At 54.7% G+C, this 19211-nt stretch carries 26 protein-coding genes; 8 read left to right on the top strand and 18 right to left on the bottom strand.

Features of this window, described 5'->3' with window-relative positions:
• Positions 1 to 554: 554 nt before the first annotated feature.
• From fliR to fliF, 13 genes are all read right to left on the bottom strand, one after another.
• Complete coding sequence (gene fliR, locus AB1748_RS12895) at positions 555 to 1340, bottom strand: flagellar biosynthetic protein FliR (protein WP_367395571.1); 786 nt, start codon at positions 1338 to 1340, stop codon at positions 555 to 557.
• Positions 1340 to 1609, bottom strand: a complete 270-nt coding sequence (gene fliQ, locus AB1748_RS12890) for a flagellar biosynthesis protein FliQ (RefSeq protein ID WP_003854466.1) — start codon at positions 1607 to 1609, stop codon at positions 1340 to 1342. Before fliQ ends, fliR begins: the two co-directional genes overlap by 1 nt.
• Positions 1610 to 1634: 25 nt before the next feature.
• Positions 1635 to 2366 (bottom strand): flagellar type III secretion system pore protein FliP, encoded by a 732-nt coding sequence (fliP, locus tag AB1748_RS12885; protein ID WP_128084380.1) that lies wholly within the window; start codon positions 2364 to 2366, stop codon positions 1635 to 1637.
• Positions 2366 to 2764 carry a flagellar biosynthetic protein FliO gene (fliO, locus tag AB1748_RS12880; protein ID WP_111142211.1) on the bottom strand — a complete coding sequence of 133 codons (399 nt, stop codon included), beginning with the start codon at positions 2762 to 2764 and terminating at the stop codon, positions 2366 to 2368. Before fliO ends, fliP begins: the two co-directional genes overlap by 1 nt.
• 13 nt (positions 2765 to 2777) lie before the next feature.
• Positions 2778 to 3188 (bottom strand): flagellar motor switch protein FliN, encoded by a 411-nt coding sequence (gene fliN, locus AB1748_RS12875; RefSeq protein ID WP_111142212.1) that lies wholly within the window; start codon positions 3186 to 3188, stop codon positions 2778 to 2780.
• Positions 3181 to 4188 carry a flagellar motor switch protein FliM gene (gene fliM, locus AB1748_RS12870; protein WP_293771461.1) on the bottom strand — a complete coding sequence of 336 codons (1008 nt, stop codon included), beginning with the start codon at positions 4186 to 4188 and terminating at the stop codon, positions 3181 to 3183. Before fliM ends, fliN begins: the two co-directional genes overlap by 8 nt.
• Before the next feature lie 4 nt (positions 4189 to 4192).
• A complete protein-coding gene (gene fliL, locus AB1748_RS12865) occupies positions 4193 to 4678 on the bottom strand; it encodes a flagellar basal body-associated protein FliL (RefSeq protein ID WP_111139993.1) in 486 nt (161 codons plus the stop codon).
• A 129-nt stretch (positions 4679 to 4807) separates the two neighbouring features.
• Complete coding sequence (locus tag AB1748_RS12860; protein WP_111139992.1) at positions 4808 to 6073, bottom strand: flagellar hook-length control protein FliK; 1266 nt, start codon at positions 6071 to 6073, stop codon at positions 4808 to 4810.
• A complete protein-coding gene (fliJ, locus tag AB1748_RS12855) occupies positions 6070 to 6513 on the bottom strand; it encodes a flagellar export protein FliJ (RefSeq protein WP_111139991.1) in 444 nt (147 codons plus the stop codon). Before fliJ ends, AB1748_RS12860 begins: the two co-directional genes overlap by 4 nt.
• Before the next feature lie 25 nt (positions 6514 to 6538).
• A complete protein-coding gene (gene fliI, locus AB1748_RS12850; protein WP_111139990.1) occupies positions 6539 to 7903 on the bottom strand; it encodes a flagellar protein export ATPase FliI in 1365 nt (454 codons plus the stop codon).
• Entirely contained in the window at positions 7903 to 8595 is a 693-nt protein-coding gene (fliH, locus tag AB1748_RS12845; RefSeq protein WP_111139989.1) for a flagellar assembly protein FliH, read from the bottom strand. Before fliH ends, fliI begins: the two co-directional genes overlap by 1 nt.
• Positions 8588 to 9580, bottom strand: a complete 993-nt coding sequence (gene fliG, locus AB1748_RS12840) for a flagellar motor switch protein FliG (protein ID WP_008926874.1) — start codon at positions 9578 to 9580, stop codon at positions 8588 to 8590. The genes fliH and fliG overlap by 8 nt, the downstream gene beginning before the upstream one ends.
• Complete coding sequence (gene fliF / locus AB1748_RS12835; protein ID WP_111139988.1) at positions 9577 to 11298, bottom strand: flagellar basal-body MS-ring/collar protein FliF; 1722 nt, start codon at positions 11296 to 11298, stop codon at positions 9577 to 9579. The genes fliG and fliF overlap by 4 nt, the downstream gene beginning before the upstream one ends.
• A gap of 230 nt (positions 11299 to 11528) precedes the next feature.
• On the opposite strand from fliF, the gene fliE reads away from it, so the two are divergent.
• The gene (gene fliE / locus AB1748_RS12830) at positions 11529 to 11840 is read left to right on the top strand and encodes a flagellar hook-basal body complex protein FliE (RefSeq protein ID WP_111139987.1); all 312 of its coding nucleotides are present in this window, start codon (positions 11529 to 11531) and stop codon (positions 11838 to 11840) included.
• Between the two features lie 309 nt (positions 11841 to 12149).
• Here the strand turns inward: fliE and AB1748_RS12825 are convergent, their stop codons facing one another.
• Positions 12150 to 13235, bottom strand: a complete 1086-nt coding sequence (locus tag AB1748_RS12825) for an acyltransferase (protein WP_293771445.1) — start codon at positions 13233 to 13235, stop codon at positions 12150 to 12152.
• Positions 13236 to 14094: 859 nt separating this feature from the next.
• Between AB1748_RS12825 and AB1748_RS12820 the strand changes: the two genes are divergently transcribed.
• The gene (locus AB1748_RS12820; protein WP_111139976.1) at positions 14095 to 14436 is read left to right on the top strand and encodes a hypothetical protein; all 342 of its coding nucleotides are present in this window, start codon (positions 14095 to 14097) and stop codon (positions 14434 to 14436) included.
• 135 nt (positions 14437 to 14571) lie between these two features.
• Here AB1748_RS12820 and AB1748_RS12815 read toward each other — a convergent pair whose 3' ends face one another.
• The gene (locus AB1748_RS12815; protein WP_111139975.1) at positions 14572 to 14772 is read right to left on the bottom strand and encodes a hypothetical protein; all 201 of its coding nucleotides are present in this window, start codon (positions 14770 to 14772) and stop codon (positions 14572 to 14574) included.
• Between the two features lie 271 nt (positions 14773 to 15043).
• Here AB1748_RS12815 and AB1748_RS12810 point away from each other — a divergent pair, with 271 nt between their 5' ends.
• Positions 15044 to 15292: a hypothetical protein gene (locus AB1748_RS12810; protein WP_128084347.1), complete on the top strand. Its 249-nt coding sequence runs from the start codon at positions 15044 to 15046 to the stop codon at positions 15290 to 15292.
• 39 nt (positions 15293 to 15331) lie between these two features.
• Here the strand turns inward: AB1748_RS12810 and AB1748_RS12805 are convergent, their stop codons facing one another.
• On the bottom strand, positions 15332 to 15964 hold the full coding sequence (locus AB1748_RS12805; RefSeq protein ID WP_111139973.1) for a helix-turn-helix domain-containing protein: 633 nt from the start codon (positions 15962 to 15964) through the stop codon (positions 15332 to 15334).
• Positions 15965 to 16100: 136 nt separating this feature from the next.
• Here AB1748_RS12805 and AB1748_RS12800 point away from each other — a divergent pair, with 136 nt between their 5' ends.
• The 3 genes from AB1748_RS12800 (at position 16101) to AB1748_RS12790 (ending at position 17230) form a co-directional block, all read left to right on the top strand.
• Positions 16101 to 16484, top strand: coding sequence for a hypothetical protein (locus AB1748_RS12800; RefSeq protein WP_111139972.1), 384 nt, complete (start codon positions 16101 to 16103; stop codon positions 16482 to 16484).
• Positions 16471 to 16812 carry a hypothetical protein gene (locus tag AB1748_RS12795; RefSeq protein WP_367395570.1) on the top strand — a complete coding sequence of 114 codons (342 nt, stop codon included), beginning with the start codon at positions 16471 to 16473 and terminating at the stop codon, positions 16810 to 16812. The genes AB1748_RS12800 and AB1748_RS12795 overlap by 14 nt, the downstream gene beginning before the upstream one ends.
• A 151-nt stretch (positions 16813 to 16963) precedes the next feature.
• Positions 16964 to 17230, top strand: coding sequence for a hypothetical protein (locus AB1748_RS12790; RefSeq protein ID WP_111139970.1), 267 nt, complete (start codon positions 16964 to 16966; stop codon positions 17228 to 17230).
• A gap of 38 nt (positions 17231 to 17268) precedes the next feature.
• Here the strand turns inward: AB1748_RS12790 and AB1748_RS12785 are convergent, their stop codons facing one another.
• Entirely contained in the window at positions 17269 to 17508 is a 240-nt protein-coding gene (locus AB1748_RS12785) for a DinI-like family protein (protein ID WP_111139969.1), read from the bottom strand.
• A 176-nt stretch (positions 17509 to 17684) separates the two neighbouring features.
• Here AB1748_RS12785 and iraP point away from each other — a divergent pair, with 176 nt between their 5' ends.
• The gene (gene iraP / locus AB1748_RS12780) at positions 17685 to 17984 is read left to right on the top strand and encodes an anti-adapter protein IraP (RefSeq protein ID WP_293771432.1); all 300 of its coding nucleotides are present in this window, start codon (positions 17685 to 17687) and stop codon (positions 17982 to 17984) included.
• 167 nt (positions 17985 to 18151) lie between these two features.
• Here iraP and AB1748_RS12775 read toward each other — a convergent pair whose 3' ends face one another.
• Positions 18152 to 18475, bottom strand: coding sequence for a DUF6388 family protein (locus AB1748_RS12775; RefSeq protein ID WP_293771430.1), 324 nt, complete (start codon positions 18473 to 18475; stop codon positions 18152 to 18154).
• A 251-nt stretch (positions 18476 to 18726) separates the two neighbouring features.
• Here AB1748_RS12775 and yedD point away from each other — a divergent pair, with 251 nt between their 5' ends.
• Positions 18727 to 19197, top strand: a complete 471-nt coding sequence (gene yedD, locus AB1748_RS12770) for a lipoprotein YedD (protein WP_367395569.1) — start codon at positions 18727 to 18729, stop codon at positions 19195 to 19197.
• Positions 19198 to 19211: the final 14 nt, after the last annotated feature.

Raw genomic sequence — 19211 nt, 5'->3', positions numbered from 1 at the left:
TAGGTACTTTTTTATTCTGCTCGTGCAGTTTGGCAACAGGCAACCGCCCGTAAAAGTCTTCATCCCTGACCCGTTCTGCAAAAATTTTGTGCTGCCCTGACGTCATACATTCTCCGGCCGTGGCGGGGAATGCCAGTGAAGTGCCGGAGGTTAAGTAAAACGCGTTTTTTTGAGAGCAAAATCACTATCCCTGAAAACACAGAGTTTTCTGATAGGATAATTCTCAAAAGCATTTGTTTTACGAAAGTGTGACGCCTCAGCGTGCGATGACAATGCCGGAAAAAACATTTTTTAACAAGAAAAATCACTTAAAGTTTTTTTTCTATCAAATTCATGGGTTTACCGGATTTGCCCGCCAATTCACAGTCTAAGTGCTTCCGTGAACCACCCAACTAAAATACGCGAAGCCCGGTTTAATAAGAATTATTTTCAGACTCTGCGCACATTTATCAGAATTTCCTTAGTTGCATTCTGAAAAACATGGTTCGGAAAATGCACGTATGGTTTTGCGATACTTAAGTTTCATAACGTAAAGATAGTTAGAAACTTAATGTTCAGGGACGGGATAGTTCTGTCAGGAACAGGGTGAGTAAATCAAAGACTTCCCCGAACAAATGCTCGCAGAACGGGGCGAGAAGGGGCATCAGCAGGCTGATGGTTAAAATTCCGACTGTTAAGGTAATCGGAAAGCCAATTGCGAAGATTGATAACTGTGGTGAAACACGGTTTAACAAACCTAGTACCAGATTTAGCATGAGTAACAAAACGATTAAGGGTAGCGCTAACATCATGCCATTAAGGAAAATTAATCCGCCCGATTTCACCAGCGCCATAAACGCATTGGCATTCAGCGGGTGTCCGCCAATCGGCAGCGTATGAAAACTGTCCGCCAGCAGCGAGATCAGCCATAAATGCCCGTTGAAGGTCAGGAACAGTAACATCGCCAGCATGTCGAGGAAACGGGCCAGTACCGGCATGTTAAGACGGCTGCCGGGATCGAAAAAGGTGGCGAAGGAGATGCCCATCTGCAGACCAATCACTTCACCGGCGCAGCGCACAGCCGCAAAGGCAAACTGCATGGTAAAGCCGAGCGCGATACCAATCAGCATCTGCTGAATAAGCAGCCAGAAACCCGCCGGAGAAAACAGGGTGACATTCACTGCAGGTAACAGCGGCATCAGCAGCCAGGTGATCATCACCGCCAGACCGATTTTGACACGCTTGCTGACAGATCGTTCACTGAGGATGGGTGCGGTGGCGAACAACGCCATGATGCGCACCAGCGGCCAGAAGAACTGGCTGACCCACTGAACCAGCTGACTGCTGTCGAGAGTAATCATCAGCCGATGATATAAGGCAGGTTAGTAAAGACGGTACGGATGTAGTCCAGCAGCAGATTCAGCATCCACGGTCCGGCAATGATACCGGTGGTGGCGACCGCCAGGATCTTGGGAATAAAGGATAAGGTCTGTTCGTTGACCTGGGTCGCCGCCTGGATCAGGCTGATCAGCAGGCCGCTGACCAGCGCGGCCAGCAGCAGCGGGGCGGCCAGCATCAGGGCGACGCGCATCGCTTCCTGTCCCATTACCATTACTGATTCAGGTGTCATGTGTTGCTCCGGTAAAAAAGGGGGATCAGGAGTAGAAACTTTGCGCCAGTGAACCGACCAGCAGTTGCCAGCCATCGACCAGAACAAACAGCATCAGTTTAAACGGCAGCGATATGGTCGCGGGTGGAACCATCATCATCCCCAGCGCCATCAGCACGCTGGCTACCACCAGGTCAATGATCAGGAACGGAATAAAGACGGTAAAGCCAATCTGGAAAGCGGTCTTGAGTTCACTGGTCACATAGGCTGGCAGCAGAATGCGCATCGGCACGGCTTCCGGACCGGCAATCGGCGCGGTATTGGCCAGCCTGGCAAACAGGGCGAGATCCGCCTCGCGAGTCTGACGCAGCATAAAGTCACGCAGCGGCTGAGCACCTTTCTCAATCGCGACATCCATGCTGATCTTGTCCTGACTGAACGGCAGATAAGCATCCTGATAAATTTTGTCGAAGGTCGGCGCCATAATAAAGAAGGTCAGAAACAGCGACAGACCGAGCAGAACCTGGTTCGGCGGCGCCGAGGGGGTGCCCAGGGCGTTACGCAGTAAACCGAATACAATGATGATGCGGGTGAAGCTGGTCATCATCAGCAGCACCGCCGGGATAAAGGTCAGGGCGGTGATAAAGACCAGCGTCTGAACCGGCAGGGACCAGCTCTGACCGCCGCCAGGCAGCGAGTGACTCACCAGACCCGGCAGCTGGGCATGGGCAGCCGGTGCCAGTAACAGCAGTGGCAGTAAAGGAAGCAGTCGACGCATCATTGTGGTTTTCCGGGACGTTTAACCAGATTCTGTAATAACTGACGAAAATCCTGTGGCGCACGATTGTCCGGCGTCACGGAGACCGGCTGACCCGGTGGCAGCGTGTGCAGATGGGTAATCTGCTGCGCGGTGACGCCCAGCACCAGACGGGCATCGGCCGTATCAACAATCACGACGCGCTCACGCTGGCCAACGGAGACGCTGGCGGTGAGCTTCAGCTCCTGGCTACTGACTTTCTTCGGCGCGAAGCCGGCACGACGTGCCAGCCAGGCGCAGGCCAGAATCAACAGAATAATTACGGCTAAGACGCTGCTGACCTGCGCCAGCATAGAGCCGGTAGAGATCGCCTGCGCGTGCGGCGTCGCCGTCTGCAGCGTTTGATTCTGGCTGTTCATAGTCAGTGGCTCTTTAGCGACTCAGACGACGCATACGTTCAGACGGGGTGATGATGTCGGTGATGCGCACGCCATATTTGTCGTTCACGACCACCACTTCACCCTGCGCGATCAGGTAACCGTTGATCAGAATATCCAGCGGTTCACCCGCCAGGCCATCCAGTGACACCACGGAACCCTGCGTCAGACGCAGCAGCTCTTTGATCGTCATCTTGGTGCGGCCCAGTTCTACGGTGAGCTTCACCGGGATATCCATAATCAGGTCGATATCCTGCAGCGAGCCAGCGACATTGCCGCTGTCGAATGATTTAAAGACGTCATCGGTCTGCGGCGCGCTGCTGCTGCTGCCGACCTGCTCATTCATCGCTTCAGCCCACAGATCGTCTGCAGAGATATCGTCAGACGGTTTATTACTGTCAGTCATGGGGCTGTTCCTCGTTCAGCGAATTCAAAATCGGGTTAATCAGGTGTTCAACACGGAGCGCGTACTGACCATTCATCGTGCCATACTGGCTGGTTAAGACCGGGACGCTATCCACATGCGCGATAATGCGTTCCGGCTTCTCAATCGGCAGCACATCGCCAGGTTTCAGCTGCAGGATCCGTGACAGACGCAGTGAGGTTTCGGCAAAGTGTGCAATCAGTTCCAGCTCAGAGTGCTGCACCTGTTTGACCAGGTTGTCACGCCAGTGGTTATCTTCCTGACGTGAGTTTTCGAGCGGTGGATTCACCAGCAGCTCGCGCAGCGGTTCAATCATTGAAAACGGGATGCAGATATTAAACTCACCCACCAGGTTACCAATCTCCACCTGGAACGGCGTGTTGACCACGATGTCGTTCGGTGAGGTGGTAATGTTGGTGAACTTCACCTGCATTTCTGAACGTACATACTCGACGTCCAGAGGATAAATCGCTTTCCAGGCATCGCTGTAACCATCCAGCGCCAGCTTCAGCATGCGGCGGATGACGCGCTGCTCGGTATGGGTAAACTCACGGCCTTCGACTTTGGTCGGAAAGCGGCCGTCGCCACCAAACAGGTTATCGACGGCAATAAACACCAGGCTCGGTGAGAACACCACGAGTGCTGTGCCGCGCAGCGGTTTCAGGTGGATCAGGTTCAGGTTAGTCGGCACCGGCAGGTTGCGGGCAAACTCATGATACGGCTGAATCTTGATCGTCCCGACGCTGATATCCGGGCTGCGGCGCAGCAGGTTAAACAGCGCCATACGGAAACTACGGGCAAAACGCTCGTTAATAATCTCAAGCGCCTGCAGACGCTCGCGCACCACGCGACGCTGGGTATTCGGGTCGTAAGGACGAATGTCGCCTTCCGGCCCGCTTTGTTTCTTTTCTTCTTCCGCGCTGCCGCTGTCGCCGTTCAGAAGGGCGTCAATTTCAGCCTGGGAGAGAATACTATCGCCCATTGATTCACCTCAAAATGAAGGCAGTAAACAGCACATCGTTTACGACCTGCGGAGGTTGACCTTTTACCAGCGGTGGGGCCAGCGCCTGTTTGATTTGTTCAACAAGCGCCTGTTTTCCCTGCTCGGTCGCCAGCGCCGCAGCACTCTGACGCGAGAGCAGCAGCAGCAGACGGCTGCGCACCTCAGGCAGATAATCATTCAGCCGACGACGGGTATCCTCATCGGCCAGACGCAGGGTAAAGCCTACGTAAAGCACGCGGTCAGGATCGTTGTCGGGATTGACCAGGTTAACCGTAAATGTATCAAGTGCAAAAAAGACCGGAGCGGGAGGCGGTTCAACTTTCGCCACCTCAGGCTTATCGCCCTCGTGTTTGTTCATCATTCGCCAGACTGCATAGCCTGCCACGCTGCAAGCGGCCAGCGTCACAATGAGCAACACCGGTATTAAGAGTTTACGTTTGCGGCCTTTTGCTTTTGCGTTTTCAGACATGGTTGCAGTTACTTCCTGTGAATTATGGGCAAGCCTCTCGGCTCACGGGACAGATTATCCCGCGTCTTAAGTCAAACCAATGGGAAGAAAAGACGCGGGTTTTACGCTTACCTTCAGCGTTTGTCGCTGTCAGGCAAAAGTGTCGACGGCGCTGTTGCCGCTGACGCGAGCCTGAAGGGCGGCGGGGACGGCAATCGGCGTGATGTCGGTGTCACTGTCCTGGGAGAGGGAGAAGCGGCCATGCTGTCCATCGCGAGGCGCCTCCTGCTGCTGGAAGCTCTGGCCCTGCGCGGAACTGTCACTGCTCACCTGACTCTCGCCCAGGTTAATACCGCTCTCTGCCAGTGCGCTGCGCAGCTGCGGTATCGCGGCTTCCAGCGCCGATCTGACATGGCTGTGGCTGGAAACCAGACTAATTTGTGCCTGGTCGTTATCCAGTTTCAGGCTAATCTGGATAGCGCCAAGATCTTCCGGGTGCAGACGCAATTCCGCATTCTGCTGACCGTTGCGGCTGAACATGACAATCTGCTGACTCAGCGCCTGCTGCCATTCGTCGCTGCCCAGCTGCGCATTCAGCATCGGCGTGGCTGGCGTGCTGCTGGTCGCAGAGGCGGTCACCGGGGCCGGCAGGCTGCTGGCGCTGCTCACTGGCGGCGCGATGAGCGCGTTATCGCTGTTACTGGCTTTCACCGCCGCCTGGTCATCCTGCTTCACGAGCGTGTTCAGCGCCTGCTGGAAACTGGCATCGGGCGTCAGGCCAGTGCCGGTTGCGCTTTTCGCCGGGGCTGAACCCTGGCTGGCTGCGCTGCCGGCCGCAGAGGCATCCGCGGCGGCGCCTTTCGCGTCATGTTTCTCAGCTTTATCCGCTGGCGCAGTAGTCTGTGCACTGTTGAGCAGTTGCATCAGCGGGTTCTGTGCTTTGCGGTCGCCGCCAGCCTGAGCTATCAGCTCGCCGGCCTCACCGCTGACCGGGGTCGGCGTTGCGGCAGCGGCGGTTGTCACGCCGGGTAACATAGCGAACAGTGCCTGCACATTCTGCAGCTCGCTGGCGCTCAGGGCGGCCACGTCCGGCTTGTCTTTATCATCGGCTGATTTTGGATCAGCTTTAATATTTTCCGGTTTAAACAGGCCACTCAGTGCAGCCGGATTTTCCAGTGCCGCCATTAGCGCATTCAGGGTAGGTTTGGCCCGCGCGTCATCGCCTTTTTCGGCTTTCATATCAGCCGATTGCAGCGTTTTTCCGGGCTGCTTAGCCAGCCCCAGAAGCTGGTTGCCCAGCGCGGTCAGAAAGTCCTGTGGCAGGGCATCATTGCCCGCTGTGGCATCAGCTGAAACTGATGGTTCAGCGTCAGTTTTCACCGCCGCTTTTGTGGCAATGTGTGGCAGCGTAATCATTCGCCTCTCCTCAATGCGGCCCGTTGGGCAAATTCGTCCATCCGTTTCTGATCGAGACGGTTTTCCTGTCGTGATGCGTTTTCTGCTGCCCGCGTAATCAGGGTCTGATAGGCATTCAGCCGCTGCTGCTTGTCGCGCCAGTTAATCAGCGCCTGTTCGAGCCGCTGATTCCAGTGATTGAGCTGGTTACGGTGCTGCTCGATCGCTTTTTCCAGCGTCTGAATAAACTGGTGATAGTTGGTCCAGCGGGTGCTGGCGATACCTGATGACATGTCATCGTTGAGTTTGTTGCGATATTCGTCCTGATAATCGAGCAGCATCGTCAGCTGCTCGTTGGCGGCATGCTGGCCGCGACGCATATCGCCTAAGTAGATGGCGGCGCGTTCGAGATCCTGCTCCGCTAAATCACGCAGCGTGTCGATGGCATTTGCAGTTTTCATTGCCGTTACCTCGCGTTAAAGGGTGTTACTGTCCAAACAGCGCATGCAGATGCAGGGTGGCGTCGTCGTAATCGCTGCGCTCAAAAATCCCCTGCTGCAGGAAGGCTTCCATCTGCGGATAGAGTTTGATGGCTTTATCGAGCATCGGGTCGCTCCCGGCGGCGTAGGCGCCGACGCTGACCAGATCCCGGTTACGCTGGAAGCTGGAGAGCAACTGCTTGAACTGGCGTACCTGCGCATAGTGGTTCTCATCGATCAGATGTGTCATCGCACGGCTGATCGAGGCTTCAATATCGATGGCCGGGTAGTGACCCGCTTCGCCCAGCCGGCGTGACAGCACGATGTGGCCGTCAAGGATGGCGCGCGCGGAGTCGGCGATCGGATCCTGCTGATCGTCGCCCTCGGTCAGAACGGTATAGAAGGCGGTAATCGAACCGCCGCCGTCGATGCCGTTACCGGCGCGTTCAACCAGCGCAGGCAGTTTGGCGAACACGGAAGGCGGATAGCCTTTGGTGGCGGGCGGCTCACCGATCGCCAGCGCAATCTCACGCTGCGCCATGGCGTAGCGGGTGAGGGAGTCCATAATCAGCAGGACGTGCTTGCCGCGATCGCGAAAATCTTCCGCAATGCGCGTGGCGTAGGCGGCACCCTGCATACGCAGCAGCGGGGAGACATCGGCCGGGGCGGCGATGACCACTGAACGGGCGCGGCCTTCGGCACCGAGAATATTCTCGATAAAATCTTTGACCTCGCGGCCACGTTCACCGATCAGGCCGACCACGATGACGTCCGCTTTGGTATAGCGCGCCATCATGCCCAGCAGCACGCTTTTACCCACGCCCGAACCGGCAAACAGGCCCATACGCTGGCCACGGCCAACCGTCAGCAGCGCGTTGATTGCCCGCACGCCGGTATCCAGTACGTCGGTAATCGGCGTACGCTGTAAGGGGTTAAAGGGCGGTGTGATCAGCGGCGCACGATAGCCGGTATCCGGCGACGGCAGACCATCCAGCGGACGGCCACTGCCGTCAAGAACGCGGCCCAGCAGTTCCGGCCCCAGCATCAGCTGCTTGCCTGCCTGCGGGTTATCGCCATTCTGACGGGCATAGACTCGCGCGCCAGGTAAAATGCCGTCCACCTCTTCCAGTGGCATCATCAGCAGTTTCTGGCCGTTAAATCCCACCACTTCGCTTTCGATTTCGCTGATGGTTTTGCCATCGTTGCGTTCAATGATGCAGGTTGCCCCCAGCGGTAACTGCAGGCCGGTCGCTTCCAGCACCAGACCGGTGGCGCGGGTCAGGCGACCATAACGGCGCACCGGTTGCACCTGGGCGATGCGTTTCTCAAAGGCGTCCAGCGATCCCAGCCAGCGGTTCAGACGGGTGGTCATTAAATTTCTCCTGGTGCCGCAAGACGGCAGAGTTCCTGCCAGCGCGTGGCGACGCTGGCATCCAGGTCACCATCTTCTGCGCTGAGTTTGCAGCCGCCGGGATGTAGGGTGCTGTCGGCGATCAGACGCCAGCCGTGCAGATCCAGCGTCGGGCCCAGGGTCTGCTCAATGCGCTGTAAGTCATCCGGATGAACACGCAGCTGCGGTTTGCCGCTGAACATCGGTTCCTGCTGCAGTAAGCCCTGAATCTGGCGCAGCAGGGCAGTGCCATCGACGGCGGTTGCCTGGCCGATAACGGAGCGTGCCGCTTCCAGAGCCAGCTGCATCAGACGCGCGGCGATCACGCTGTCCAGGGATTCCAGGGTGTTCTGGAACTCGGTAACCAGCTGCTGCATCCGCGCCTGAAGCGGCGCCTGCTGCTGCTGGGCATCCACCAGGCCCTGCTGAAAACCGGCGTCATAGCCCGCTTTCTGACCTTCGGTCATGCCCTGCTGATAGCCTTCGTTGTACCCCTGGCCCTGCGCCTCTTTCCGCATCTGCTGCTGCAGGCGTTCGAGCTGCAGTTGCTGCTCATCGACGCCATCATCCGATTCGGTAAATTCAGGCTCCGGCGCGGCTTCAGGCTCATCGAAACGGCCTAAATCCGTGGGCTGCCACAGCTGCCAGGGACGGGCAGAAAATGCATCAGACATACGTTTCCTCGCCACCACCAATTACCATCTCGCCCGATTCGGCCAGGCGGCGAACCACCAGCAGGATCGCTTTCTGTTCGTTTTCCACCGCAGACATACGCACCGGCCCCCGGTTTGCCAGATCGTCGCGCAGAATATCGGCTGCACGGGCTGACATGTTTTTGAGGAACTTCTCGCGCAGTGGCTGTTCGGCACCTTTCAGCGCCACCAGCAGCTGCTCGGACTCCACTTCCTGCAACAGACGCTGGATGCTGCGGTCGTCCACTTCCACCAGGTTCTCGAACAGGAACATCTCGTCGATAATTTTCTGCGCCAGTTCGCCATCGAAGTCGCGTACCGCTTCGATAACCGCCTCTTCCTGCTGCGTTTTCATCAGGTTGATGATCTCGGCTGCGGTTCTCACGCCGCCCATCTTCGCGCGCTTGAGGTTGGTACCGTCCAGCAGTCCGTTCAGCACTTCGGTCAGTTCGGCCAGCGCGGCTGGCTGCACACCACCAAAGGTGGCGATACGCAGCATCACGTCGTGACGCAGACGCTCGTCGAACAGCGCCACGATGTCGGCGGCCTGGGCACGTTTCAGGTGTACCAGAATGGTGGCGATGATCTGCGGATGCTCGTCGCGAATCAGGTCGGCAGCAGCCTGCGGCTCCATAAAGTTGAGTGTTTCCATGCCGCTGGTGGTGTCGCGCGTTTCGAGGATGTCCTCCAGCAGGCTGGAGGCGCGCTCTTCGCCCAGCGCCCGGGTCAGTACCGAACGCAGATATTCGTTGGAGTTCAGGCTCAGCGCCGCGAACTGCTCGGCATCCGCTTCGAACTCACGCAGGACCTCGGTCAGCTGTTTGTGCGACACCTGACGCATATTCGCCATCGCGCCGCTCAGGTGCTGCACCTCACGCTGGTTCAGGTGTTTGAAGACTTCCGCCGCGCGCTCTTCACCAATGGTCATCATCAGGATGGCGCTTTTTTCAGTTCCGGTCAGACTCATAGCTCTTTACTCATCCATTCACGAATGACCAGCGCTACCACACGCGGATCGTTTTCTGACATGTCGCGGATGCGTTGACTCATCACTTCTGCGCTCATGCGGTTGTTAGACTTACGTTCCTGCTCCAGCTCATCTTTGCTGAGCTGTACGCTAAAGGCTTCTTCTTCCGGCTTCTCGGCAGCGCGGGCGGCAATGGCTTCAGCAGCGGCTTTGTCTGCGGCCTGCTTGCGAACCAGATGCGGACGAACCAGTTTGCGATAGAGAATGAAGGCGACGAGGGCAACCAGCAGCCACTTACCGGCATCCATCAGCTGTTCAAAGAACGACTGCTGTTGCCAGAAGGGCAGGTCGACGCTCATCGGCTCGGTGGTGTTAAACTGCGAGTTCACCACGTTGACGCTGTCACCACGATTCTGAGAGTAACCCATCGCTTCACGGGTCAGATCTTCAATCTGTTTCAGCTGCTGCTCATTCAGCGCAATGGCTTTGCCTTTATCATCCGCACGGTAGTTCACGACGACCGCAACCGACAGACGCTGCACGTCGCCGACGTTCATTTTGGTGTGACGAATGGTGCGATCCAGTTCGTAGTTCACCGTGTCGTCACGACGTGAGTTCGTCGGCGTTGCGCTGGCGGCGGTGCTGGTGGCCTGCGTGGCGTTGTTAGCCGCATTGTTCTGACCGTTCGCGTTCTGACCATTGGCCGCATTGTTGTTCGGCGTCGTTACCGGCGCAGTGTTGGCTGGCGCAGGCTGATTGGAGAGCGCGCCCGGCACGCCGCCCGGATATGGGGAACCAGACTGGTCACTGGTGCTGGTCTGCCGCGAACGGATAGCGGTGTTCGACGGGTTAGCGTTAGGCTGATATTTCTCATCTGTCTGCTCGCTGGTGTCGAAGTTAATCTGTGCGGTGACCTGTGCATGAACGTTACCCTGACCGAGAATCGGATTCAGGATCGCTTCAATACGTTGCTGATAGCGCGCTTCAACTTCTGCGGCATATTTCAGCTGCGCATCATTGAGATCGCGACCGGCGGCATCGGAGCGGGTCAGCAGGCGACCGGCCTGATCGACGACGGTGACGTTGCCTGGCGGTAAACCTGCAACGCTGCTCGACACCATGTGTGCGATCGCCTGAATCTGGCCTTCATCCAGCGCACGGCCGGGCTGCAGGGTTAAGGTGACAGAGGCGGAGGGCGCTTTCTGCTCACGCACAAACAGGGTCGGTTTAGGCATCGCCAGATGGACGCGGGCGGTTTTGACCGGACCGAGTGATTCAATCGTGCGGGCCAGTTCGCCTTCCAGCGCACGCTGATAGTTCACCTGCTCGCTGAACTGACTGATGCCAAACTTCTCTTTATCCAGCAGCTCAAAGCCTACAGAGCCGCCTTTCGGCAGACCCTGCTGAGCCAGACGCAGACGCAGCTCATGCACATTCGCTTCCGGCACCATCAGCGCGCCGCCGTTTTCAGCGAAACGGTAGGGGATGTTCATCTGCGTCAGCTGAGTCACGATGGCGCCGCCATCCTCATCTGAGAGGTTGTTATAAAGAACGCTGTAGCTGGGCTGCTTTGCCCACAGCACCATCGCGATCACGATCGCTACCACTGCGGCAGCGGCAACGATTAAAGGGATACGCGGGTTTGCGCGCAGGCGAGCGAGCAGGTCACCGAAGCCTTTCTTATCTTGTTCTGTTGTGGCGGCTGTGCTCGCATTCATGACCGATTCCTGCCTGACGTAATTGACCGGGTAAGTTGAGATGGCAAAACAGACTCCCTGACCTGCGTAGATAAAATTTCCACTTCAATGCCAGGCATTATTAGGTGATAAGCAAAATTCGATGGCTGGATAAGGTAGGTTTTTTGCTGTCATTTAGCGGCTTTGTCTCATTGACAACGTGCTAACTTTTGAGCACAGAAAAAATAACTCCTCTTTAAAAGGTATCGTTTATGTCCATTCAGGCAATCGACGGCGTGCTGCAGCAGCTGCAGGCGACCTCACTGCAGGCCAGCAACCGCAGCAGTGAAGCCACCCATCAGATCGATTTCGGCGCCACCATGAAAGCGGCGCTGGATAAGATCAGTGAGACCCAGACCACCGCCCGCACTCAGGCGCAGGATTTTGAGATGGGGAAACCCGGCATTGCCCTGAATGATGTGATGGTCGATCTGCAGAAATCTTCAATCTCGATGCAGATGGGGATTCAGGTCAGGAATAAGCTGGTGTCAGCGTACAGCGAAATCATGAATATGCAGGTGTAGGTCAGGCACTGCTGTCTGAAGTTATTGAGGTTAATCCTGTGGCTGATACAGTCGAGCACGTGTGCACCACAGGATGACGAGTTTTGAGGCAGATAAAAGGTACGAGCTGTTGTCTGGTATTTAGGAGCCGCAGTTGGCTTACCTTCAACTCAGAAGCAACTCTCTTAATTTCAACAAGCCGCATGTAGGAAGTCTTACACGTTCGCTACAGTGTGATTTGGTTTGAATTGCTGGCATGAGACCAAATCAGCTCTTCACAACAAGCTCCGGATGCAAAAAAACGCATGAAATCGGCAAAAAGAAAGCCCCTTACTGAGGGCTTTCTTTTTTCATAAGCGGAAAGAGGTGTTGTCTGGCGATTCTTTTGCCATAGTCATAACAGGGAAGCTCAATATATTTCAGCGAAAGAACAGCAATGCCAGCCGCTATAGCTACAGCCAGAGTTGCATAAATAATGTTTGCATCGAATGACTCACCCTTCAGCCACAACATCGCATAGACAACGGGCGTGTGTAACAGGTAGAGCGAGAACGATATGTGGCCAAGAAACACTAACTTATCTGACTCAAGAAAGGTCCGGCAATCAGATTCAATATGTGGCATAGCCGCTATCGCCAGAGCCACTATCGGAGTAATAAACAGATAGGCGGGCAGTGTGATATTCATGCCAAAAAGAATGATCAGAGTCAGCATAAAGGTGATAAAGATACCTGTCGAAACCACACGATCATGACGCGTTATCCATTCACTGTATCTCATTGATACCTGATAAGCGCAGATGCCTAAAGAAACGCACAAAATGCAGCGGATGACGCCATCACTCAGGAATGGGAAGGCAGCATAGGAAGCTCCCTTGATGTCAATGTGATAGAAGAGGCTGAGTCCGATGCCTGCGGCGGCCGTGATCCACGGCAATCCTCTGTGAATAAAGCTCAGGAGCAGAACTGCAGTACCGGCAAAGAGCTCTACCGAAATCGACCAGCTTGGCACATTCGTTTTGGGTATAAACCCGATACCAATTGAGTTGGTCAATGTCAGGTCTCCTATCAGGTTCCATGGCGTAACTGGCCCCAGCCACGCGGGAAAGAACGATCCGGTAGACACAAACAAAGCGAGAGGTACCAGTACGACAGCGATAATATGCAGGGGATAGAGCCGGAAGAGCCGGATTACAAAAAATTCAAGTGCTGACATACCTCCCTGGCCGACTTTGCTCTTATAAGAGTGATAGAGAACAATACCGGAAAGAATAAAAAATATGTCAACCGCATAATCCGGATTATGGAAGATGTCATAACCCGTGCGCCAACCGGTGAAGTGGCTATAGGCATGCGATAGAGCGACGCCAAGTGCAAGGATCCCTCTCAAACCATCAAGACCAGCCAGTCTCTTCATGAGCTGCACATCTCTGTTTGCATGTTTATTCCTGTATGTTCGGCTCGCAAGCGCCCGATAAACAACCGAACGGCGGAGCCATTAAAAAAGCAAAAAAGGTGAGTTGTCATGAATCTGGAGGCTGATAGCAGCCTGCTGGATCGGAGGATAAAACGAAAAATTTTCTGATGAATCATTCGTAAGGAATCTGTAAGCAAATTTAAGAGGGATACTAAGAAATGTCTTAAGATTGTCAAGAGATGATTTTCGTTTATTGTCTTTTTGGAGAATATTTCACTCCACTGACTCCCTTTTTTTGTATGTTAAACATCCAGTATTTAGCAGTTCAAAATGGCTTAAGGTCCTAAGGGCGGGAATAAGTAAGGCTTTTAAAAGGTGAAAACAGGTCCATTTTATAGTAAAGAGCCTTCAAATTTCTTATGCATTATGAATGCAGAAAGAAGATGTCAAAAGTAGAGAGCCAGATAATTTTTTATCTTTTTTCGGTCGTTAAGAGGTCTGATCGTGATCTCGATCTGTCTTAATTTTTTTTCAACAGATGGGACTGTCTATATCCTTAAACTGTTCTGATAAAGACGCAGTTACTTACTGCAATCCAAAACTGGTTTAACCTTCTTTTACTGTTGAATGACTTCAACAAAAAAACTGGAGCCTTCTAACGCCTGCTCTATTATCGCCTCTGCAAGTTACACACTGGTGCAACATAAGATTAGTGCTGATGCGCTGAACGGGTCACGTCCGCCAGTGATAAGGTGACTGCACCCGGCTATACTTCTGTTTACTTCAGCGCGTGGCAGACAAAAGGGTCCTCCGTCTGCCGCGCTTTTCCGCTTTTCTGTGAACAGCAGGACGCTCACCTATGTTTAAAACGCTCACCCTTATCGCCTGTTTAACCGCGCTCTCTTCTTCGGCCCTGGCCTCCACGCAGTGCGGACCATTCACCCTTAAACCGGACAGCAGCGGCTGGTTCTCCGTCAATGGGGAGCGCGCAAAGACGCAGAAGGTCACGTTTGCAAAACAGAAGGGCGATTACGATAACGCGACGATTAAGCTGCGGGTCAAAAACAGCCGGGCACCGGGGATGGTGGATATGGAGCAGACGACACGGGATGGCAAAGGGATGTTAAGAGCCGAAATCGTCCGCACCAGCCAGAGCCAGATCCGTATACGGGGCGCGTATGATTGCGAACAGGTGAAGTAAATCCGCTGAGGAGAACAACGGGTCATCGCAGCCTGGAAACCGGGGGATGCCTCAGGTGAAAAGGGGAAAACGCCGACAGGCTTCGGCACCGCCTGAATCCTGCAATCCGCGCGCCCGTCGGGCGCGCCATTCGCCTTAGCTGGCTTTAAAGGGATCCTTTTTATCATCCTGGCTGTCGTCGTTTTTACGCGGCACTTCGCCATGATCTTTCGGCGCATCCGTCGCGGGATGATCGTCCTCTTCATACATATTTCCTGCGTGCGGGGCTGCTTCCGGAAGGCTCTTGCTGACATCACCTTCTTTATTACGTTCTTCGTTCGAATTGTGCTTAAACATGCGTCGCTCCTTTTTTCAGTCTCTTAAGTCTAGACCAGCCTGAGCGTCTTATCCGCGCTGAGTTGAGGATGACTTTCAGCAGCAGAGTCGCTGCGAGTGACGTATCCGTTCCGGATTTTGTGCAATGGCCATTCAAAGCAAAAGCCAGACAGCGTCGTAAGCAGATTCAGGCTGGCGATCACTGTCAGGCAGTCCCATGTCGATAAATAAATTCGATTGAAATGATTAAATAAAAGCATATAGTGACCAGCGTTACCAGGAGGTGGATACAATGTTAAGAGACTATTTAAAAATTGAAGCTGACGATCAGCTGATTGAGCAACGCTCGCTGAGCCTGAAGAATCGGGGGCAGGAAGAGGTCACGGAATGGATTATCGTCAATGGTCAGGGGATGAAGACCGGCGGCGTCACCCTGTTTGACAAACTCAGTACCCGCCGCTCGTGGCCGGTCAGTTACCGTATCATGCAGACCGACCTGCAGGGTAACGTGGTGGTCGATCAGCTCACCGACGCCCTGTAACCCCGCAGGCTCCCGCCGGAACCTGGTCTGTGCCAGGTTTTATGCCTGGCGATAGCGGCGCAGTTCGACCAGCGTGCCGATCAGTTTCAGGCTGTCCCGGCTGGAATGCAGATCGGGAAAGTTAATGTTGACCGGGGCAAGTTCAAACTGCACGACACCATCCTGCGGGCCGCGCTGACGCCAGGTGCGCAGCAGGGGAGTCTGCTGCTGCAGGGCCAGCACGCAGTCGCCGGGCTGAGGTGACTGCGTGGGATCGATAATCACCACATCATTCTGCAGGATTGCGGGTGCCATCGCCTGCTCCTCCACACGCACACCAAAGCTCTGCTGCGCAAGCGCCATGTCGTTGTGCATCAGCCACTCACACTTCACAGCCTCCGCATCCGCCAGCCACTGCGTTAGGTTCCGCTGACTCACCAGCGGGATCTGGTGCAGGCCGCCCCACGCGCTTTCGCTGAAAACAGGGCCATCCCCATCTATCAGAAACGAGGGCGCGCAGCCCAGCGCTTCGGCGAGCCGCAGCAGGTTCTCGCCGCGCGGCAGCGTCTCCTCTTTTTCCCATTGTGAAACAGCGACATGGGACACGTTTACCTGCTGAGCCAGCTGTTTCTGCGTTAACTGCAATGCCTTACGGCGGAGTCGGATGCGGTCACCCAGGGTTCTGTTTTTCATTGGCTTGACTTTTTGATGAAGTGTGGCTTAAGTATACTTAAGTTGGTGATTTAAGCAATCTTAAATTCCTGGCGGGGATCGTGTCTGATAAGCACGCAGTAAGTTCCAGAGACCTTACCGGATTAAGGGGTGTGGCATGGAAAGTAGTCTGATTACCAGTATGGGTGCGTTAGTTCTGGGTGGGGGGGCAGCAGCACTGTTCTGGAAACCGTTACTGGCAGGGATTGCCTCAATCGTGACCAGTAATCGTGCAGGCGGCGAAATTATTACCAGTTACAAAGAGCAGGTGGTGTTGCTGAAAGAGAGTAATCAACTGATGCGGGAGGAGAACGACGAGCTGCGTGAACGTCATGACAGGAATCTGCGGCGGATTGCGACACTCGAAACCGATCTTCGGTTAATCAAGAACGCGGTAGGGATATTACTGGCCATGACCGAAACCGATCACAACGACAAATTTCGTATCGAGATTGATCGGCTTATCTCAACTCTGGAGGATCGCAGTGATGACAACGATTAATGGTAGTCACTCTCCGATGTCATACCGGCGCAAAGTCATTCTGGGCTGTATTCTGCTGAGCTGCTCAATGATCTGCATCCTGATGACAATTATTTTTCTCTATGTCAGCAACACAGCAAATAAGCGGGTGGAGGAGATCCGGGCAGATTACCGGGTGATCGCCGCGCGACGGGATGACAGAGTCGATCTGCTGACGACGCAGGTGGCGGCGCTGCAGCATAAACTGGATGCCATTCCTGACCGCACCGCGGACAAGACGGTCATCAAAGTGAAAGAGGTGGTGGTGGATGGTGAACTGCCACCGGTCAAAGCGAAAGCAAAACCGTAACTTCCGATTATTCTTAGTGCGGCTTCGCTATTATCGACTACATTTAAATCTCACGGCGACATTTTATCTCTTAATGTGCGCTGGTTGATTGGCCGGTTGATGAACCGCTAAGCCTAATCACTTTGGATAACTGACCAGAAGGAAATTCAGCATGAGCGATTCAACTGAAACCAAGACCAAAACTGAATATCTGCGTGACGTGACCTCTCAGCTTAAAGAGATGCGCCACTACGCGCAGACCAACACCGAAACCCTTTCCAGCCATTGGTTAGCGTTTGATGCCGGTGAGTATAAAGACAAAACCAACGCCGACCGAATTGATGCGTTGCTGAATAAGCAGGGAAAACTGCTGGAAGATCTGGATGCCGCGATTCAGGACATCGAGATTGAAATCAATCACAGCGAGCAGGAGAGTTAAGTTTTCTCCCGCTGACTGATGCGGTGGCCGATAAGGGATTAATCGGCCACCAGCCACATTTCCGCTTCGTCGAACATCTCTTCAACAATCCGCGCAACCGTCGCTTTATCATTCTTACTTAAATCAGTATCAATCGCGTTACGCTCCATCGGCTTAACCCTGACTTCGAGATCAGGAAACACCCGATGCACCCGCTTTTCCAGCTCCTCACGAATCATCTCGCGGGCACCCGGCAAACCGGCAACGTTGCGCTTGTCATAAATCAGTTCAACAAACATGATGGCAATCCATTCTGAGTAAAATCGCTGACCTATGATACTGTAAATAAAAACAGTAGCAAGGCGGCGCAGCCGATTTTGGGCAAAATTTTCAGGGTAAACGGGGTGTCATCTTAAACTGGCAAAACAGGCACGCCTCACGACATAATGGCGGCTTACTTTTCAGGAGGTGCCCGATGCGACAACTGGTGATTGATATTCTGCTCAAACTGGCAAAAATGGACGTTGATGCTAAGGAGCTGACTGCACAGCTGGAGGCTCAGTCCCTGCTGGTTGCCGCGCTGCTGGTGCAGGCCAAACAGGATAACTCCCTGACCATTACGGAAACGGTTCAGGATGCGATTATCACCGCCTCGCAGTCCTCCGCGGAATTTATGCAGTCCGACGTTGACCTGTTGCTGACCCACATCAATCGTCTGCTGGCCGTGGCCAGTTATGTGGAAGTGAAGGGCAGAATCGCGGAAGAGAGAGAGTAACAGCAGGTTCACGCGCGTCCTGCGTTACCACAGAGTGCCGCCGTTTCAGGGCCAGTGAAAACCAGAGTTTACCTGCAAAATCCGTTCAGGGGGGCCCGTCGCACCCGCATGATGGTCGTAGTGCAACGGCCCGAAAGCCATCACCTGGCTTTCCGGTACAGCGCCGATCAGAGTTCGTTTTTGATGCAGAACTCTTCCCAGCTCATCCCCAGCGATTCCGCGTGAGATTTGAGGTAGGTCTCGATCGCTTCCGCCGCCACCGCTTTATCCGGCTCGGCGAGCTGAATAGAGAAGATCATCCCATCCAGATTCTTCTGCCGTAAAAAAGCGGCATAGATGCGTTCTGCATGCCATGCGCGCAGCTCGCGCAGCGACAGATTGGCGGCACGGGCATCGCTCTCAGTTAACTCATCAAGCGCAGCCTGAAAGTCGGGATGCGCGGTGAAAAACATCTCGCGCGCCTGGGCATAGTAGGCTTCTGGCGTTTTCATACTCATATTCCTGAAAAAGTGTTGCAGCGCGCCAGTGTAGCGGGTTGTGTTTCGCTTGTCAGGTGCGACAGACCCGCATCAGGAACCTCTCACGGGGAGCATCAGCCAGCCGAAGAGGGCAGGGGGCAGGCGCTGCGGATGAAATACGGCTTTTATTGGTTCTTCGTCGCCTGCCAGACACCAGATACCTTGCGCAACGCGGGGGAAAAATTATAACGTAGCCGCCATTGACGCGATCTTAGGGATTAAACATGAAAAAGTGGATGCTGATTGCTGCGCTGGCACTGGGTGGCTGTGCGCAAATCAACGATTATGAAAGTGCGGTGCAGACGCCGGCGCCAGCGGAACTGCAGGGGAACTGGCAGACCGTCGGCCCGCAGAGCAGCCTCGTCAGCGATCAGGCTATCGGCAGTCTGCTGATTACTGCAGAGGGCACCACGCTGGATTGCCGTCAGTGGCAGCGGGTGATTGCGAAGCCGGGTAAACTGACCCGACTGAACGGGGACTATGTCAACATTACGCGTCAGATGCGGGTGATGCCGCTCAACGTAGATAATGGTGAGCTGAAATATGACGGACTGGCCCTGCGCAAAGTGGCGCGTCCGACCGTCGAGTGTCAGAAGGCGATGAAAGAAGTGGCGAAACAGCCTAAAGCGGCGGTGATCCAGAATATTGAGCCGCAGCTGCTGCGGACGGCGATCACCGAACACAACGCCGGTTAAATACTTTCCTGACA

It is taken from the genome of Pantoea sp. Ep11b (assembly GCF_040783975.1).
GTDB lineage: Bacteria > Pseudomonadota > Gammaproteobacteria > Enterobacterales > Enterobacteriaceae > Pantoea.
Note: the sequence above shows the minus strand (reverse complement) of the source record. Positions and strands in the feature narration are given on the sequence as shown.

Bases quoted from the DNA above. Each gene is read 5' to 3' on its own strand.
- fliH (WP_111139989.1), bottom strand. From the start codon at position 8,595: ATGTCTGATGCATTTTCTGCCCGTCCCTGGCAGCTGTGGCAGCCCACG.
- fliE (WP_111139987.1), top strand. From the start codon at position 11,529: ATGTCCATTCAGGCAATCGACGGCGTGCTGCAGCAGCTGCAGGCGACC.
- AB1748_RS12810 (WP_128084347.1), top strand. From the start codon at position 15,044: ATGTTAAGAGACTATTTAAAAATTGAAGCTGACGATCAGCTGATTGAG.
- fliR (WP_367395571.1), bottom strand. From the start codon at position 1,340: ATGATTACTCTCGACAGCAGTCAGCTGGTTCAGTGGGTCAGCCAGTTC.
- fliN (WP_111142212.1), bottom strand. From the start codon at position 3,188: ATGACTGACAGTAATAAACCGTCTGACGATATCTCTGCAGACGATCTG.
- fliG (WP_008926874.1), bottom strand. From the start codon at position 9,580: ATGAGTCTGACCGGAACTGAAAAAAGCGCCATCCTGATGATGACCATT.
- AB1748_RS12775 (WP_293771430.1), bottom strand. From the start codon at position 18,475: ATGAAAACGCCAGAAGCCTACTATGCCCAGGCGCGCGAGATGTTTTTC.
- iraP (WP_293771432.1), top strand. From the start codon at position 17,685: ATGCGACAACTGGTGATTGATATTCTGCTCAAACTGGCAAAAATGGAC.
- fliP (WP_128084380.1), bottom strand. From the start codon at position 2,366: ATGCGTCGACTGCTTCCTTTACTGCCACTGCTGTTACTGGCACCGGCT.
- AB1748_RS12800 (WP_111139972.1), top strand. From the start codon at position 16,101: ATGGAAAGTAGTCTGATTACCAGTATGGGTGCGTTAGTTCTGGGTGGG.
- AB1748_RS12785 (WP_111139969.1), bottom strand. From the start codon at position 17,508: ATGTTTGTTGAACTGATTTATGACAAGCGCAACGTTGCCGGTTTGCCG.
- yedD (WP_367395569.1), top strand. From the start codon at position 18,727: ATGAAAAAGTGGATGCTGATTGCTGCGCTGGCACTGGGTGGCTGTGCG.
- fliM (WP_293771461.1), bottom strand. From the start codon at position 4,188: ATGGGCGATAGTATTCTCTCCCAGGCTGAAATTGACGCCCTTCTGAAC.
- AB1748_RS12860 (WP_111139992.1), bottom strand. From the start codon at position 6,073: ATGATTACGCTGCCACACATTGCCACAAAAGCGGCGGTGAAAACTGAC.
- AB1748_RS12805 (WP_111139973.1), bottom strand. From the start codon at position 15,964: ATGAAAAACAGAACCCTGGGTGACCGCATCCGACTCCGCCGTAAGGCA.
- fliQ (WP_003854466.1), bottom strand. From the start codon at position 1,609: ATGACACCTGAATCAGTAATGGTAATGGGACAGGAAGCGATGCGCGTC.
- fliI (WP_111139990.1), bottom strand. From the start codon at position 7,903: ATGACCACCCGTCTGAACCGCTGGCTGGGATCGCTGGACGCCTTTGAG.
- fliO (WP_111142211.1), bottom strand. From the start codon at position 2,764: ATGAACAGCCAGAATCAAACGCTGCAGACGGCGACGCCGCACGCGCAG.
- AB1748_RS12795 (WP_367395570.1), top strand. From the start codon at position 16,471: ATGACAACGATTAATGGTAGTCACTCTCCGATGTCATACCGGCGCAAA.
- fliJ (WP_111139991.1), bottom strand. From the start codon at position 6,513: ATGAAAACTGCAAATGCCATCGACACGCTGCGTGATTTAGCGGAGCAG.
- AB1748_RS12820 (WP_111139976.1), top strand. From the start codon at position 14,095: ATGTTTAAAACGCTCACCCTTATCGCCTGTTTAACCGCGCTCTCTTCT.
- fliL (WP_111139993.1), bottom strand. From the start codon at position 4,678: ATGTCTGAAAACGCAAAAGCAAAAGGCCGCAAACGTAAACTCTTAATA.
- AB1748_RS12815 (WP_111139975.1), bottom strand. From the start codon at position 14,772: ATGTTTAAGCACAATTCGAACGAAGAACGTAATAAAGAAGGTGATGTC.
- AB1748_RS12790 (WP_111139970.1), top strand. From the start codon at position 16,964: ATGAGCGATTCAACTGAAACCAAGACCAAAACTGAATATCTGCGTGAC.
- fliF (WP_111139988.1), bottom strand. From the start codon at position 11,298: ATGAATGCGAGCACAGCCGCCACAACAGAACAAGATAAGAAAGGCTTC.
- AB1748_RS12825 (WP_293771445.1), bottom strand. From the start codon at position 13,235: ATGAAGAGACTGGCTGGTCTTGATGGTTTGAGAGGGATCCTTGCACTT.